At 69.9% G+C, this 14,876-nt stretch carries 13 protein-coding genes; 6 read left to right on the plus strand and 7 right to left on the minus strand.

Going from position 1 to position 14,876, the window contains the following annotated elements:
- The first annotated feature begins 440 nt into the window (after positions 1-440).
- On the plus strand, positions 441-791 hold the full coding sequence (locus tag ABEB12_RS20400; protein ID WP_185063339.1) for a DUF6355 family natural product biosynthesis protein: 351 nt from the start codon (positions 441-443) through the stop codon (positions 789-791).
- Here the strand turns inward: ABEB12_RS20400 and ABEB12_RS20405 are convergent.
- Together ABEB12_RS20405 and ABEB12_RS20410 are read right to left on the minus strand one after the other, a co-directional pair.
- Complete coding sequence (locus ABEB12_RS20405; RefSeq protein WP_185063338.1) at positions 776-1,279, minus strand: methyltransferase; 504 nt, start codon at positions 1,277-1,279, stop codon at positions 776-778. The two genes, ABEB12_RS20400 and ABEB12_RS20405, sit on opposite strands and share 16 nt — an antisense overlap.
- Positions 1,260-1,718 carry a cupin domain-containing protein gene (locus ABEB12_RS20410; RefSeq protein WP_185063337.1) on the minus strand — a complete coding sequence of 153 codons (459 nt, stop codon included), beginning with the start codon at positions 1,716-1,718 and terminating at the stop codon, positions 1,260-1,262. Before ABEB12_RS20410 ends, ABEB12_RS20405 begins: the two co-directional genes overlap by 20 nt.
- A 152-nt stretch (positions 1,719-1,870) precedes the next feature.
- Here ABEB12_RS20410 and ABEB12_RS20415 point away from each other — a divergent pair, with 152 nt between their 5' ends.
- Entirely contained in the window at positions 1,871-4,642 is a 2,772-nt protein-coding gene (locus ABEB12_RS20415) for an AAA family ATPase (protein ID WP_185063336.1), read from the plus strand.
- Between the two features lie 350 nt (positions 4,643-4,992).
- Positions 4,993-7,761, plus strand: a complete 2,769-nt coding sequence (locus ABEB12_RS20420) for an AAA family ATPase (RefSeq protein WP_185063335.1) — start codon at positions 4,993-4,995, stop codon at positions 7,759-7,761.
- 199 nt (positions 7,762-7,960) lie between these two features.
- On the opposite strand, the gene ABEB12_RS20425 is transcribed toward ABEB12_RS20420, so the two are convergent.
- From ABEB12_RS20425 to ABEB12_RS20435, 3 genes are all read right to left on the minus strand, one after another.
- A complete protein-coding gene (locus ABEB12_RS20425) occupies positions 7,961-8,707 on the minus strand; it encodes a winged helix-turn-helix domain-containing protein (protein ID WP_185063334.1) in 747 nt (248 codons plus the stop codon).
- Positions 8,708-8,880: 173 nt separating this feature from the next.
- Complete coding sequence (locus ABEB12_RS20430) at positions 8,881-9,525, minus strand: YitT family protein (protein WP_185063333.1); 645 nt, start codon at positions 9,523-9,525, stop codon at positions 8,881-8,883.
- A gap of 3 nt (positions 9,526-9,528) precedes the next feature.
- Complete coding sequence (locus ABEB12_RS20435) at positions 9,529-9,963, minus strand: cupin domain-containing protein (RefSeq protein WP_185063332.1); 435 nt, start codon at positions 9,961-9,963, stop codon at positions 9,529-9,531.
- Between the two features lie 286 nt (positions 9,964-10,249).
- On the opposite strand from ABEB12_RS20435, the gene ABEB12_RS20440 reads away from it, so the two are divergent.
- Positions 10,250-11,542, plus strand: a complete 1,293-nt coding sequence (locus tag ABEB12_RS20440) for a hypothetical protein (RefSeq protein ID WP_185063331.1) — start codon at positions 10,250-10,252, stop codon at positions 11,540-11,542.
- A 1-nt stretch (position 11,543) separates the two neighbouring features.
- Here ABEB12_RS20440 and ABEB12_RS20445 read toward each other — a convergent pair whose 3' ends face one another.
- Complete coding sequence (locus ABEB12_RS20445) at positions 11,544-11,969, minus strand: YciI family protein (RefSeq protein ID WP_185063330.1); 426 nt, start codon at positions 11,967-11,969, stop codon at positions 11,544-11,546.
- A gap of 136 nt (positions 11,970-12,105) precedes the next feature.
- Here ABEB12_RS20445 and ABEB12_RS20450 point away from each other — a divergent pair, with 136 nt between their 5' ends.
- Positions 12,106-13,095, plus strand: coding sequence for an alpha/beta fold hydrolase (locus tag ABEB12_RS20450; protein ID WP_185063329.1), 990 nt, complete (start codon positions 12,106-12,108; stop codon positions 13,093-13,095).
- 21 nt (positions 13,096-13,116) lie between these two features.
- On the opposite strand, the gene ABEB12_RS20455 is transcribed toward ABEB12_RS20450, so the two are convergent.
- Entirely contained in the window at positions 13,117-13,512 is a 396-nt protein-coding gene (locus tag ABEB12_RS20455; protein ID WP_345702986.1) for a RidA family protein, read from the minus strand.
- 114 nt (positions 13,513-13,626) lie between these two features.
- On the opposite strand from ABEB12_RS20455, the gene ABEB12_RS20460 reads away from it, so the two are divergent.
- Positions 13,627-14,550 (plus strand): LysR substrate-binding domain-containing protein, encoded by a 924-nt coding sequence (locus ABEB12_RS20460; RefSeq protein ID WP_185063328.1) that lies wholly within the window; start codon positions 13,627-13,629, stop codon positions 14,548-14,550.
- The last annotated feature ends 326 nt before the right edge of the window (positions 14,551-14,876 follow it).

Raw genomic sequence — 14,876 nt, forward strand, 5'->3', positions numbered from 1 at the left:
CCTCGATTTCGACGACCTCGCAAGCTACCGCCAACGATTCGTGGGTGAACCGGTCAAGTCGCCAGTCTGTGCCCGTGTCGGGCGAGCCGGCCCGGTACGGCGGTTCGGGGTGGCGACCGGCGATCTTGCCGATTCGCGGATGGCGGGGCGTCGCTAGGTTTCAGCGGTCTGCCGCTCGACCCGCATTGGGGACCTACCGTGAGGTTAGTACGAATAGTCGGGACCGCTCTTCCGGCGTTCTTGATATTGGCGTCGTTGGCGCCGAGCACGGCTGCCGCCGCTGAGCCGTCGCGGCTTTCTGCGTCTACCGCCGGCATCGACAAACAGAAATGCGAGGAGCGTAGGCAGAGATTTGTGAAGAAGAACCCCAAATGGCGGGTGTCGCATTGCTATCGAGATCCAGCGCACGGATGGGCGTGGACCTACAAGGTGATCGACTAGTGTCGAAAGGCTCTCACGTGCGCAAGCTGATCGCGTCGCTGTTGCCGGTTGTCACCGCGTTCGGGATGACCGTCGTGTTCACCCCGACGGCCGGCGCGGCGCCGTGCGCCTTCTCCAAGGCGGGACGCACCGGCACCTACCGGCACTGCGCGAACAGCTTCGCGCTGATCAAGTTCGTGTGGAGCAACGGCGCCTCCGGCACCACCTGCCTGGGGCCGTGGGGTGAGACGAAGCTCTACCCGGACGGCCGGCACGAGGTGACGAGGGCATACCGCGTATCGAAGCCGCCGAGCACCATGAAGAACGCGCAGGGCAAGACCATCTGCCGGGCCGGTCAGCCCTCCGCCTGAGTGGCCATCAGAACGCTGACGGGCGCCGCGGTGCCGAGCGCACGCTCGTACCGGAGACCGGCGCGCTCGAAGAGATCTCGGAACTCCCGGTCGGTCCGTTCATCCGGCATCTCCATCGCCATGACCCGCGCCCCAGGCGCCGCGGCGGCGCGCACGTTGGACAGGATCCGCACCGCCTCCGCGTCGTCCCGGCCGCGCAGGGCGCCCGACAGAAGGTAGGTGTCCGCACCGGACGGGACCGAGGCCAGCACATCGCCGGCCACCAGGCGGAGTCGCTCGCCGAGCTGCCACTCGGCGAGCTTCGACTCCGCACCGGATATGCGGTCAGGCCGGTCGAAAGCCACACCGGCCAGGTGCGGCCACCGGGCGAGCAGCTGGGCCAGCACGAGGCCGTCCCCGCAACCGATGTCGACCACCTGGCTGGCGTCGGCAAAGTCGCAGCACTCGATGGCCGCCCTCTTCAGGGAATCAGTGAATGGCTTGCACACGGGCATTCACTCGGTCCTGGAGGTGGGGGAGCAGGTGCATGTCGCGGCTGAAGTCCGAGTCGGCGCGGAACTCCATCGCGTAGATGGGCGTGTCCGGACTCAGGTTGACCACCGCGTGCGGAATCGGCGCCGGAATGTGCACGAACTGCCCGGGACCCTGATGCGTCTCGTTCTCGAGTTCCTCCCCCCACAGGGTCAGCGCATGACCACCGGTGACCACCACGATGACGTCCGTATCGCGGTGCTGGTGCGCCCGCGCCGCCCAGGCTGGCGGGACCTCCAGCACGCCCCCGGATATGCCGCTGGTGCACACCCCCGGCCGGCTGACCACCGGGCTGATCCGCAGGCCGTGCGGTTCGGCGACCGCGGGTATGTCCGCGGGATCGACCAGTACCAGCGCGCGGCTGGTACTCAGGATTCGTTCGGATGCACCACTCACCTGGGGCTCCTTGGCTGGGTTCGGGCGGGGACAAGCCCCTCCGTGGCTCGAAAGTACTCAGCCAAAAATCTTTTCGGACCGGTGAAATCGCCGGTCCTAGATGTTGTAGGTCTACGCGCTAGTCACCCGAGCTGGCTATATTGGCCGGCCTCATGGGAGATCAGCGGAATTCCCCATCCGGGGCGCCGGAACAGGCAGGGCTGCGCGGGCGCACCGCGGAGCTGGCTGCCATTCGCACCGCTCTGGAACAGACGCGCGCCGGCATGGGTGGCGCCCTCGTCATCAGCGGCGAACCCGGCATCGGCAAAAGCGCCCTGCTCGACGGCGCCACCAAATATGCCGATGGCATGCGCGTGCTGCGCACCGCCGGCGTCCAACCGGAGCGGGACCTGGGCTACGCCACCATGTACCGCCTGCTGCGGCCCCTCCTCGGCGGTATCGCGGATCTTCCGTCGGCCCAGGCCGACGCGCTCGACCGGGTGTTCGGCCGACCGGGCGCCGGGCCCACGCCCGACCGGTTCCTCATCGCGTTGGCCACGCTGACCCTGCTGTCCGACGCCGCGCAGGCGCAACCGCTGCTGTGCCTGATCGATGACGCGCACTGGGCCGACCAGCCCTCACTGGACGCGCTGTCGTTCGCCTCGCGCCGGCTGCGGGCCGAACCCATCGCGCTGTTCTTCGCCACCCGATTGCCCGAAGGCAGGCCCGGCCCGCTCGCGGGTTTGCCGGAGCTACCCCTCACCGGGCTGGATGCCGCGTCGGCGCGGCGGCTGCTCCGGGAACACACCGGCGGATCCTTGCCGGCCAGCGACGAGGAGCTGCTGCTGCGCACGGCGGCCGGCAACCCGCTCGCGCTCCGGGAGCTGCCGGCCAGCGTGCCGCCCGGTGGCCCGACCGGCGAGCCGCTGCCGTTGGTGGACCGGCTCCAGGAGGCCTTCCTCGCCCAGCTGCTCCCGTTGAGCGGCCCGGCGCGCGAGCTCCTCCTGCTGGCCGCGGTCGACGGGTCCGGCTGGCTGCACATCCTGCGCCGGGCAACGGCGACGCACCTCGATGCACCGGTGGACCTGGACTCGGCCCTGGACGAGCTGCGCGGGCTGCTGTCGGTCTCCTCCCTTACCGTCGAGTTCCGCCATCCGCTGGTTCGCTCGGCGGTGTTCCACTCCGCGTCCGTCGACCGGCGCCGCGCGGCGCACCTGGCGCTCGCGGCGGCCCTGGAGCACGAGCCAGCCGAGCGGGATCGCCGGGCCTGGCATCTCGGCCGGGCCACCGACGACCCCGACGAAACCGTCGCGGCCGAGCTCGAACGTGCCGCCGACCGGCAGACCCACCGGGGCGGTCCGGCGGCCGCTGCCGCCGCGCTGGCCCGAGCCGCCCAGCTCACCCCGCCCGGCCCGGACCGGGCTCGCCGGCTGGTCGCGGCCGCGACCGCATCCTGGTACGGCGGCGACGCCGCCCGCGCCGAGGAACGCCTGGCACTGGCCGAGCGGATCGACACCCGCACACCGGACACCGCGACCCGCATCACCATGTTGCGGGCGCTCATCGAGCTGCGGACCGGGGACGCGGCCAACTCGCTGCGGCTGCTCCGGCCGGTCGTGCGCCAGGCGTCCGGGCAGGATCCGACCACCGCGGTCGAGGTGCTCAAGCTGTTCCTCGAGGCCAGCTACCACGCCGGCGACGCCAACGCGTGGGGAGACGTCGCCGAGGCCATCGAGGGCATGCCGCTGCTGGGCGAGCACCCCGACCTGGTGCTGCTGCGGGTCATCCAGGCCGGCGTGCGGGTCCGGACGGGCGCGCCGGCGGCCCTCGCGGAGAGCGATCTCGGCCTGATCGAGCAGTGGACCGACCCCGAAGGGCTGTGCTGGGGGGCCGCCGCCTGCTGGTACCTGGGTGACAAACGGCGTTACCGCCGGCTGTACCGCAAGGCGCTGGAACGCGCGCACAGCGTCGGCGCCATCGGCACCGTCACCTGGGTGCTCGTGCACGTCGTCCGCGACGAGATGACCACCGGCCGGGTACACACCGCGGCCGGCTTCGCGGAGGACGGCAAACGGCACGCCGCCGAGACCGGCCAGCCCAACCTCGCCTGCTGGTTCGACAGCGCGCTCGCCGTCCTCGCGGCGCTCGCCGGTCGCGGGGAACAGGCCCGTGACCTGGCCGACCAGGTTCTCCAAGTCGCCGTCCGGCGCAATCTGGTCGCGGCCGCGGTGCAGGCCCGCCAGGCCCTGGGGCTGGTGGCGCTCGCCGAGGGCCACGGTGAGCAGGCGTTGGGGCACCTGCTCGACACGCCCGATCACCTGCTGCACCCCGCGTTCGTGCTGGGGAACGTGCCCGACGCCGTCGAAGCCGCGCACCGCATGGGCCGACTCGAACTGGTCGCCAAGCCGGTCGGCCGCTTCGTGCGGTGGGCCGAGGCCACCGGCTCGCCGGAGCTGCGCGCGCTGGCCGCCCGGTGCCAGGCGCTAACCGGGACGGAGGAACCCGAGCCAGCCTTCCGGCGCGCGCTGGAACTGCATCCGGTCGACGAACAGCCCGTCGACCGCGCCCGCACCCAGCTGCTCTACGGCGAGTACCTGCGCCGCGCCCGCCGCCGGGGCGATGCCCGGCGGCTGCTGCGCGCAGCCCTGGAGTCCTTCGAGCAGCTGGGCATGGACGTCTGGGCCGACCGCGCCCGCGACGAGCTGCGCGCCACCGGCGAAACCCCCACCAGCCCCACCCGCGACACACTCACCACCCTCACACCCCAAGAACTACGCATCGCCCGCGCCGCCGCCGAAGGCGCCACCAACCGCGAAATCGCCACCCAACTCTTCGTCAGCCCCCGCACCATCGACTACCACCTACGCAAGATCTTCCAAAAAACCGGCATCACCTCCCGCGTCGAGCTCATCCTGCTCACCCTGCCCAGGGCCGAGCAGCGTTAAGACTGGCGACTTCACCGGTGCAAGGTTTCCTTTAGCTGAGTAATTTCAAACCAGCTGAACAACCAATCCCGAAAAGCCGCCACTCGATTGCGACGCTTTCCGATGAACAACACCACCCGTATTGAGGTCCAGCAACCGGAACACGACCCGGCCACCTGCCAGCTCCCCGGATGCTGCGCGCCTACCCCGGAACACCCTGGTCGGGAGGGTGAGGTCCGGTACTGCAGCCCGGATCACCGCAACAAGGCGATGCGGCAACGACGCCTCGGCAAGTACGAGTAATCGGTTTCCACCGGAATCGACCGGGCGCCGCGGCAGCGGAACTTACCGACATTAAGATGATTGGCTCAATGGCAGAACCGCTGACCGGCCGGGACGTCCCCCGTGGGCGCACCGCCGAGCGAGCTGCCATTCGCGCCTTCCTGGACAAGGCCCGCGCCGGCACCGGCGGCGCGCTGGTGCTGCGCGGCGAGCCGGGTATCGGCAAGAGCACCCTGCTCGACGACTCCGCCGAGCAGGCGAACGGCATGCGCGTGCTGCGCACGGCCGGGGTCGAACCGGAACGCGATCTGGGCCACGCCACCATGCACCGCCTGTTGCAGCCGCTGCTCGAGGGCATCGGAGGGCTTCCACCAGCCCAGGCAACGGCCCTCGACACGGTGTTCGGCCGCCGCACGGATAGCGAGGATCCGGCGCCGGACCGGTTCCTGGTTGCGTTGGCGACCCTGACGCTGTTGTCGGACGCCGCGCGGGCCCGGCCGCTGCTGTGCCTGATCGACGATGCGCACTGGGCTGACCAACCGTCGGTGGATGCGCTGTTGTTCGCCGCCCGCAGGGTCGGGGCCGAGCCGATCGCGTTCCTGATCGCGACGCGATCGGCCGACGGTGAGCACGGTGGTTTCCCGAGCCTGCCGGAGCTGCGGCTGACCGGCCTGGACCGGGGCTCGGCACGCGAGCTGCTGCGGGAGCACGCCGGGGGGTCGCTGGCTCCGACCGACGAGGAGTTGCTGCTCCGCACCGCGGCCGGCAACCCGCTCGCGCTCCGGGAGCTGCCGGCCAGCCTGCCGCCGGGCGGCCCTCGCGGCGCGCCGTTGCCACTGGTCGACCGGCTCCAGGAGACCTTTGCCGCCCAGTTGCACAGGCTGAGCGACCCAGCTCGCGAGCTGCTCCTGCTGGCCGCCGCCGACGGATCGGGCCAGCTCAGCCTCTTACGGCGGGCCGCGACGGAAGACCTGGAACCGGCCCTGGACGAGCTTCGCGGCCTGCTCGTGGTCGACCCGCACAGCGTCCGGTTCCGGCATCCGCTGGTTCGCTCGGCGGTGTTCCACGCCGCATCGCTCACCCGGCGCAAGGCCGCGCACCTGGCACTCGCGGCGGCCCTCGGTAGCCAGCCAGCTCAGTCGCACCGCCGGGCCTGGCACCTCGGGCAAGGCACCGACGGGCCGGACGAGGCGGTCGCGGCCGAGCTCGAACGCGCGGCCGAACAGGAGAACCAGCGGGCCGGCCCGGCGGCGGCGGCCACCGCGCTCGTCCGGGCCGCCGAGCTCAGCCCGCCCGGCCCCGACCAGGCGCGGCGACTGGTCGAAGCGTCGATCGCCACCTGGCGCAGCGGTGACGCGACGCGTGCCGTACAACGCCTCGAGGCGGCCGAACGCCTGGACACGCACACGCCGGACACCAGGATTCGGGTCACCATGCTGCGCGCGCTGATCGCGCTGCGGGCCGGGGACCCGACCGACACGCTGCACTTGCTGCAACCGTTCGTGCGCGCCGTGCCGATGCTGGACCCGACCAGCGCCGTCGAGGTGCTCATGCTGTACGGGGAGGCCAGCTACCACGCCGGCGCCCCGGGGGCGTGGCGGGACATCATTGAGGCGGTCGAGAACCTGCCGCTCGCCGGCGACGAGCCCGATGTGGTGCTGCTCCGACTGACCCGCGCGCTCGGGCGGGTGGGCGCGGGCACCCCGCCGCCCGCGCTCTCGGACACCGAGCTCGGCGTCCTAGAGAGGTTGACCGACTCCTGGCGGTTGTGTTGGGCGGGCGCCCTCTTCTGGGGCCTCGGCGACCTGGAACGCTGTCGCCGGCTGCGCCGCAGGGCACTCGAGCGGGCCAACGCGCTCGGGGCGGTCAGCACCATTGCCTGTGTGCTCGTGTTCGTCGTCGCCGACGAGATCGCCGCGGGCCGCTTCCAGATCGCGACCGGCCTGGCGGAGGACGGGCGACAACACGCGGCGGACACCGGCCAGCCCAACCTGGTCTCCTGGTTCGACAGCGCCCTGGCCGCCCTCGCCGGCCTGGCCGGCGGCGAGGCGGCGACCCGCGAGCTGGCGGACCGGGTGCTCGCCGAGCCCGTGCGGCGCGGCCTGGTCACGGCGACCCTGCAGGCCCGCCAGGCGCTAGGCCTGGTGGAGCTCGCCGCCGGACGCGCCGAGCAGGCACTCCAGTACCTGCGCCCGCTCGATGCGCCCGACACCACGGGGCATCCGGGTCTCGTCGGCTTCATGCTGAGCAACGTCCCGGACCTGGTCGAGGCGGCTTATCGGCTCGGCCAGCCAGAACTGGCCGCCGAGCCGCTCGGCCGGTTCGTCCGGTGGACGGAGACCACCGGCTCACCGGAACAGCGTGCCCTGGCCACCCGTTGCCAGGCACTGGTGGGCACGAACGAGGCCGAGAAGGCCTTCCGGCGCGCGCTGGACCTGCACCCGGTCGGCGAACAGCCGGTGGTCCGCGCGCGCACCCAGCTGCTCTACGGCGAGTACCTGCGCCGCGCCCGCCGCCGGGGCGACGCCCGCCCGCTGCTGCGGGCCGCCCTCGAATCCTTCGAGCACCTCGGCGCCAAGGCCTGGGCCGAGCGCGCCCGCGACGAGCTGCGCGCCACCGGCGAAACCCCCACCAACCCCACCCGCGACACCCTCACCACCCTCACACCCCAAGAACTACGCATCGCCCGCGCCGCCGCCGAAGGCGCCACCAACCGCGAAATCGCCGCCCAACTCTTCGTCAGCCCCCGCACCATCGACTACCACCTACGCAAGATCTTCCAAAAAACCGGCATCACCTCCCGCGTCGAGCTGATCCTGCTCACCCTGCCCAACGCCGATCAGCCTTCAGGCTCCTGAACGTCTCATCGCCGGGACGAGCGGACGCGGCCGCTTTCCGGCGGCGCCGCCCGCGAGGTGGAACATCAGCACCGCAACGCTCGACAGCCCGCCGCGTCGTGCGTCGTGACCAGCGTGTCTGGTGCGACGGCAATACCGGCGGCGATGGCTACAGCCAGCACGATGAACGTGCCGGCGAGCATCCTCCGAATCATTTTGTTCACCCCCTCGGTTGGTCGGTCCCTTGGTCCGGGGTTCGTAGGACGTAGCCAACGCCGCGAATGTTGTGAATCATCGCCGGCTGGCCCCGGTCCACCTTTGCCCGCAATCTGGACATGAAGGTCTCGACCACGTTCTGGCTGTCCTGGTAGTCGTACGGCCAGACATGTTCGAGGATTTGCACTCGCCCGAGAATCCGGTCCGAGTTCTGCATGAGAAACCGGAGCAATGCGAACTCGGTGAGGCTCAGGTGGATGGGCTGACCGGCCCGGCTGACGCGGTGGGATTCCTCCGACAGCTCGAGGTCGGCGCAGCGCAGCAAGGCACCCTCGGACTGATGCGCGGGGCTGCTCCGGCGCAGCACCGCCCGGACCCGGGCGATCAGTTCAGCCGGGCTGAACGGTTTCGTCAGGTAGTCGCCGCCGCCGAGGGTCAGACCGGGCAACCTGCTGCGCAGCTCAGTGCCCGGGGTGAGGAAGAGCGCGGGAACCGCGACGCTCCGACCGCGCTGGCGGCGGGTGACGGCGAACCCGTCCTGGACCACAACGCTCGGCGCCCAGGATTCGGCCACGGTGACCGCCTCCTCGCCGGGGCCAGCGACCCGGAGCGGGTAACCGGTGTAGCTCAGAGCGGCACGGAGCAGGTCCCGCATTTCGCGATCGTCGCCGACGATCAGCAGACGCGGTCGATTACCAGGCTGGTCGCAGAGGGCCACCGAAGCGTGGCCCGGACTGTCGTCTCGATACATCACAAGGCACCTTTACGAAGTTGCTTGGGACCACGTCCGAAGCAGAAGTCGCTTGTGATGTGGCGTGCAGGTCACCGAACTCGGACTGGAACGCGCACGACAGGTTGCACATGGTAGCGCGGCTTTAGAAGGATTAACAGCTCGCTCGCGACTGATCGTCGACGCTTTCGCCGTCAGCTCGCCAGCGGCGGCGCGCCAGTCTGCTCGGCGAGGGTCAGCCGGGGTTTGAGGTAACCGATCAGCGGCGGGACGACGAGTACCAGGGCCAGCGTGGTCCAGCCCAGGTAGCCCTTCCGGACCGTCTCACCGGCGCCGACCACCAGCAGCCCGATGATCAGGACGACCACCTCGATGGACGCCCGGACCGGCCAGATCCGGAGGCCGTACCGTTGCACCATGCCGGTCATCAACCCGTCTCGCGGGCCGGGGCCGAGGTTCGCGGCGAGGTAGAACGCGGTGCCGCCGGCGAACAGGGCGGCGCCGGGGCCGACCATGGCCAGCCGCGTCCACTGGTCCCAGACCGCCGGGAAGAGCTCGAGCGCGCGGTCGCACGCCCAGCCGGGCACCAGCACCCCGCAGATGGTGCCGACCCCCGGCCGCACCCGCAGGAACAGCCAGCCGAGCAGCACGACGGCGTTGGTCAGCTGAATGCACACGCCGACCGTCCAGCCGGTCTTCTCGGACAGGCCCATGTGCCAGATGTCCCACGGCATCAGGCCCAGGGAACACCGCACCAGCACGGCCATGCCGACGCCCATGATCGCGCTGCCGGCGAACATCTGCAGCAGCCGCAGGCCCAACCGTGCCGACAACCGCACGGGTCAGACCCGGTCGAGAATGGTCCGTCGATCCTCCGGCGGGGCGAAGTCCGCCCTGAGCTCGGCGGCCCGGCGTTGCACGACGGCTTCCAGCTCGGGCAGCAGTGTGACGTCCTCGTTGAAGTACGGGTCCGACCGGCATTCGACCAGAACGCACCGCCAGGGCGCCGCGTTGATGCCGACGTGCGGCTGACCGGCCGGAATCAGGAAGGAGTCTCCCGGCTCGTGCCGGTATTCGTTCTCCAGTCGCTCGCCGATAAGGGTCGTCACATTTCCCTCGAGGACGATCACGATCATGTCATGCATATCGTGCACGTGCGCGGCGGCGGCGTGACCGGCCGGCATGACGACGAACCCCGAGGACACCTGGGCGCCCTTGGCGATGGCGGGTGTGAGAACCTGGCGCTGCGGAGCCCGGAACCCGGCCAGTGTGTGCAACGGAGCATGGTGCCACTCAACGGTCAAGGCGTCCCCCCGATAACGTTTTCCCCAGCGTCGGACGGGAATGTTCCGAGATCGTTCCGGGCAAATTCCTTGGCAATACTTTCGCGATACCTTCGTGGTCACCCGGACTCCGTGTGACAGGGTTGCCGACGAGACCGGACCGCCTTGGGCGGCCGCGACGCCGGAACTAGCGAAATCACCGATACGCCGGCCGGCACCTGACCGTTAATCTTTCGAAAGATTATTAAGGGGGATTCGGCAGGACTGGCGGTGCATCATCGTGGAACTCGACAAATTAGGGCATTGGCGGGCCGCTGTTTTCGGGTTGGTCACCGGGGCGCTACGCACGACCCGGTTCCGCTGGTACAGCCCACCGTCCGATTCCGGGGCGCACGAGATTCCGGGGATGCCGGGCATGACCCTGGTGTGCGGCGAGTCGGAGGACGATCCGGCATTGTCCAGGCTGGCCCGTCGCGCCTCGGCCCGGGCCGCCGGGCTGTGCGACTTCCTCGAGTCCGACGAGCTGAGCCCGGGGAAGCGCGCCATCCACGAGGCGCGAGGCGACCGGCCAGATGCCGCCTTCGTCTACTCCGAGCTCGACGTGCGGGGGAGCACGGAGTTCGTCGCCGTCCAGCGATTATCGCGGCTCCGGCCCAGCTTTCGGTGCTACTCCGACGTCACGTTGCTGACCGGGCACTGCCTGTTCTCCAGCCGGAGCCTGCGCCTGCACACCTCGCGGGGCACCGTCGCCGGCATACAGCGCGCCGGTTTCGGCGTGGCCGCCGAAGGGATCATCGAGGACATCTCGGTGGACAGTCGCCTGAGCCTCTACGAGCTCGAGACGTGCGCGCGACTGGCCCGGTTGGTCGCCGCGATCAGGGACCAGATCGACGGAGAGACCCCGATCGTGCTCTCCCAGCCCCGCACGCAGTACCAACTCCACCTACTGGATTCCTACCAAAACGGAAATATCAGCCTGGCGCTGCTGCGCCGCTGGATCGAACTGGTAGACGAACGCTGCGCCCAGGTCGCGGAAAGGTTTCTCACCGACCTGCGCTCCGCGTGCCGTTATTCATTAGGCAATTTAACCGTGCTGCTCACGGACAGCCTCAGTGACTTCGACCCTTTCCTGCGCGAGGAGATTCGCGCCGGCGAGGTGCCCGGCCCGTCGGAGGTGTTGCGCCGGCTGGCGGCCAACGATCCGACCTTCGCCCTGCTCTCTGGCCTCGCGCGACCCCGGAGTTGGGCCGAGCTCGGGCACCTCGGCCACACGGCGGAGTACCTGCGCCGGTCGATCACCATCGGCACCCGGCCCCGGCGCCTGCTCATCGCGGTCGAAGACCCGATCGAACGCCGGCTTCTCATCGAGGCCAAAGCCCTCGCCGCCCGCATCCGCGAGCACAGCCCGGCGGCCGTGAGCCAGGCCATCGCCGTTTACCCGTTGGAGCGGGTGTTCGTGCACGACGGCGCGCGGCGGACGCAGGTCCACCACCACGATCCGGGCTTCGGCGCGGCCGGCCCGAGCGGTCGGATGGTCTACCCGCCCGAACTGATCACTCAGCTGCACCACTAGCTCAGGCGTTCCTCCCCATCTCGGCGCGCAACCGGTCCTCCTGGGCGCGCAGCTCGGGGGTGAACTCCTCGCCGAAGTCCTCCGCCTCGAACACCTGACGTAGCTCGATGACGAACTCACCGCTCTCCGGCCGAGGCGCCCGCTTCAACCAATCCACGGCCTCGTCGAACGACTTCGCCCGCAACAGCCAGAAACCCGCGATCAACTCCTTGGTCTCCGCGAACGGACCGTCCAGCACCTTGGTCCCCTCGGCGGTGTGCACCAGCCGGCACCCACGCGAGCTGGGGTGCAGCCCCTCGCCGGCCAGCATCACGCCGGCCTTGACCAGCTCCTCGTTGTACTCACCCATCGCGGCCAGCTCCCGCTCGGTCGGCATCCCGCCGGCCTCGGACCGCTCGTCCGCCTTCACAATCGCCATGAACCGCATCGCTTTCTCCCTCTGTCTGGCGCACAGACGCTATCGACGCGGCGGCGAACGGGGATCAGCTAGATCGCCAGTTCCGCCGGCGCCCAGCTATCCCGTAGCGATCACACTCGTTGGGCATGACGTGGCCTTTCTCGGGATGTCCTTGGTGTCGGTGCTGCTGGCCGGCGCACTGCTCGGGACCGGTGGGGGAGCGCCGAGGCACTGCGCGGAAGAACGGATCCCGGTCTCGGTGCGGGAGGGCGGCGGCGTCGCGGGGACGGTGGCCGCCACCTGGTGCACCCCGAACAACTGGTCCGCGGGGCCGCACCGCACCGACGTGCTGGTCGCCGGCGCGACCTACAACCGCGACTACTGGGACTGGCCCCAGCACGACTACTCCTATGTGCACCGGACGCTGCGGTCCGGGCGGGCCACCCTCAACTTCGACCGACTCGGCACCGGGCGCAGCTCCGCTCCCGCCGGCCCGCCGACCGACGTGGTCGCCGATGCCTGGGTGCTGCACCAGGTGATCGGCTGGGTCCGGCACCAGCGGCCGACCGAGGTCAACGTGATCGGCCACTCGCTGGGCTCGATCGTGGTCACCAAGGAGGCGGCCCGCTGGCGCGACGCCGACCGGGTGGTGATCACCGGCATCCTGCACCTGCCCGGCGTCGGCACCAACTCGGCGGGCTTCGCCACCAGCCTGTACCCGGCCGGGTTGGACCCTCGGTTCGCCGGCGTCGACCGCACCGGTTACCTGACCACGCTGCCCGGCCGGCGCGGCCCGACGTTCTACGACCCGCGCTCGGCCGACCCAGAAGTGATCCAGCGCGACGAGGAGCACAAGGACCTCGCCACGGTCGGGGAGCTCGCGCAGAGCGTGGTCGAGCTGGAGACGCCGGCGCTGCTCAACACCACCCGGCGGATCACCGCGCCGGTGCTGCTGGTGATGGGGGCGACCGACAACATCTTCTGCAACCTGGCCGTCGACTGCCGTTCGGCGGAGAGCGTGCGCACGAACGAGGCGCCCTACTACGCCGGAGCGGCCAGGCTCGATGCGGTAACCGTGCCGGACACCGCACACAACCTCACCCTGCACCCGTCCGCGGACCGTTCCTTCCGCGCCATCGACGACTGGCTGCGTTAGCTGTAACCGCCGAACGACCCGTCAGCAGGCCGCGACGACCTCAATCTCGATCAGCGCGCCCGGGATGGCCAGCCGAGAGATCTCGACGGTCGTACTGGTTGGCGGGGCGCCGGTGAAGTACCTCGACCGGATCGCGACGTACTCGCCCACCGCGTCCATGTCGGTGAGGAACGTCCGGATATTGACGACGTTGTCGAACGTCGCGCCGTGTGCCTTGAGGATCTCGCCGATTGTCTCGAGCACGAACTCCGCCTGCTCGCTCATGCTCCCGCCACCGACGAGCCGGCCCGCCGAGTCGACCGCGAGCTGCCCGGCGACGAACAGCAGGGTGCCGTCGCCGACGGCCAGCCGGCCGACGTGGGAGTACGTGCCGACGGGCGCCGGCACGGTCGCGGGGTTGTCAAAGGTGATCTGCACGAACAGCTCCTATCGGGTCGGCCTTGCGGCCAGGCTATGGCGACACGATTCATGCGACCAGCGAAGATCTTGCAGAGCTACCATGCGAGTAACGCATGAGTCATGGAGGCCGTGATGGACACCGCCTGGCTGGAGGTCTTCCGCGAAGTCGCGCGGCGCGGGTCGTTCACCGCCGCGGCGAAGGCCCTGGGCTACACGCAGTCCGCCATCTCGCGGCAGATCTCCTCGCTGGAGAGCGCGGCCGATGCGCCGCTGTTCGACCGGCTGCCGCGCGGCGTACGTCTCACCGCCGAAGGCCACTGCCTGCTCGGCCACGCGGAGGCCGTACTCGACCGGCTCGACACCGCGCGAAGCGACCTCGCCGCCCTTCGCGACCTGGCCGGCGGCCGACTGCGAATCGGCGCCTTCCCCACCGCCGACGCCTCACTGATCCCCCGGGCGATCGCCGCCTTCCAGCACTCCCACCCCAAGGTCACGCTGTCCCTGGTCGAACACCTGACACCCGACCAACTGACCCAGCTACACAGCGGCGACATCGACCTGGCGGTGGTGAGCACCGCGCCGTCCTGGCCGCTCGACACCGACCGCCTCGACCTGCACCACCTGCTCGACGACACGATGTTCGTGGCGCTGCCACCGACCCATCCACTCGTCGGCCAGGGCGTACTACGGCTGGCCCAACTCGCCGAGGAACGCTGGGTCGCCGGCCGCGGCCGACTGGACGACACCTTGATCACCGCCAGCGCGCGGGCCGGCTTCCGGCCGCGGATCGAGCTGATGACCGCCGAGTGGATCGCCAAGCAGGGCCTGGTCGCGGCCGGGCTGGGCATCACACTCATCCCGTCACTGGCGGTGGATGCCACCCGGCCAGACATCGCCCTCGCCCCGCTGCACCGCGATGACGTACCGGCCCGGGCCGTGTACGCCGCCACGCTGGACGGCCTGACCAAGCCGCCGGCAGTCACCGCGTTCCTCGAGTATCTAGACACCGCGGCCGCGGAAGTTACCGACGAGATCGCCAGCCGGGTGAACAGCTGACCGGCACCCGCTCGCCGGTGGCGCGGGTGGAGCAACCCACGTATCCGGCACGTTCCGGGAACACACTTAGTGAATTTTTTCAGCACGCCCGTTGAAGTGTTGTGACTCTTTTTTATCCTGTATATAGGTAGCCCGAATTCTAGGCAACCCGACTCAGCGATTACTGGAAAGTAATTAGTTCCAGTAAGCAGCTTGGCAGTCGAAGGAAAGGGCCTGAAGGGTCATCTGTTGGGCGCAGTGAATGCTGACGTAACGTGTGCACCACCCGCGCTTCCAGCCACCCGGACGTGGGAAAACGGCGAGTTGTCCATCCCGCAGACGGGTGT

This window comes from Actinospineispora eucalypti (genome assembly GCF_039543365.1).
In the GTDB taxonomy this organism is placed as follows: Bacteria; Actinomycetota; Actinomycetes; order Mycobacteriales; family Pseudonocardiaceae; genus Pseudonocardia; species Pseudonocardia eucalypti.

Bases quoted from the DNA above. Each gene is read 5' to 3' on its own strand.
- ABEB12_RS20415 (WP_185063336.1), top strand. From the start codon at position 1,871: ATGGGAGATCAGCGGAATTCCCCATCCGGGGCGCCGGAACAGGCAGGG.
- ABEB12_RS20420 (WP_185063335.1), top strand. From the start codon at position 4,993: ATGGCAGAACCGCTGACCGGCCGGGACGTCCCCCGTGGGCGCACCGCC.
- ABEB12_RS20425 (WP_185063334.1), bottom strand. From the start codon at position 8,707: ATGTATCGAGACGACAGTCCGGGCCACGCTTCGGTGGCCCTCTGCGAC.
- ABEB12_RS20445 (WP_185063330.1), bottom strand. From the start codon at position 11,969: ATGCGGTTCATGGCGATTGTGAAGGCGGACGAGCGGTCCGAGGCCGGC.
- ABEB12_RS20450 (WP_185063329.1), top strand. From the start codon at position 12,106: ATGTCCTTGGTGTCGGTGCTGCTGGCCGGCGCACTGCTCGGGACCGGT.
- ABEB12_RS20460 (WP_185063328.1), top strand. From the start codon at position 13,627: ATGGACACCGCCTGGCTGGAGGTCTTCCGCGAAGTCGCGCGGCGCGGG.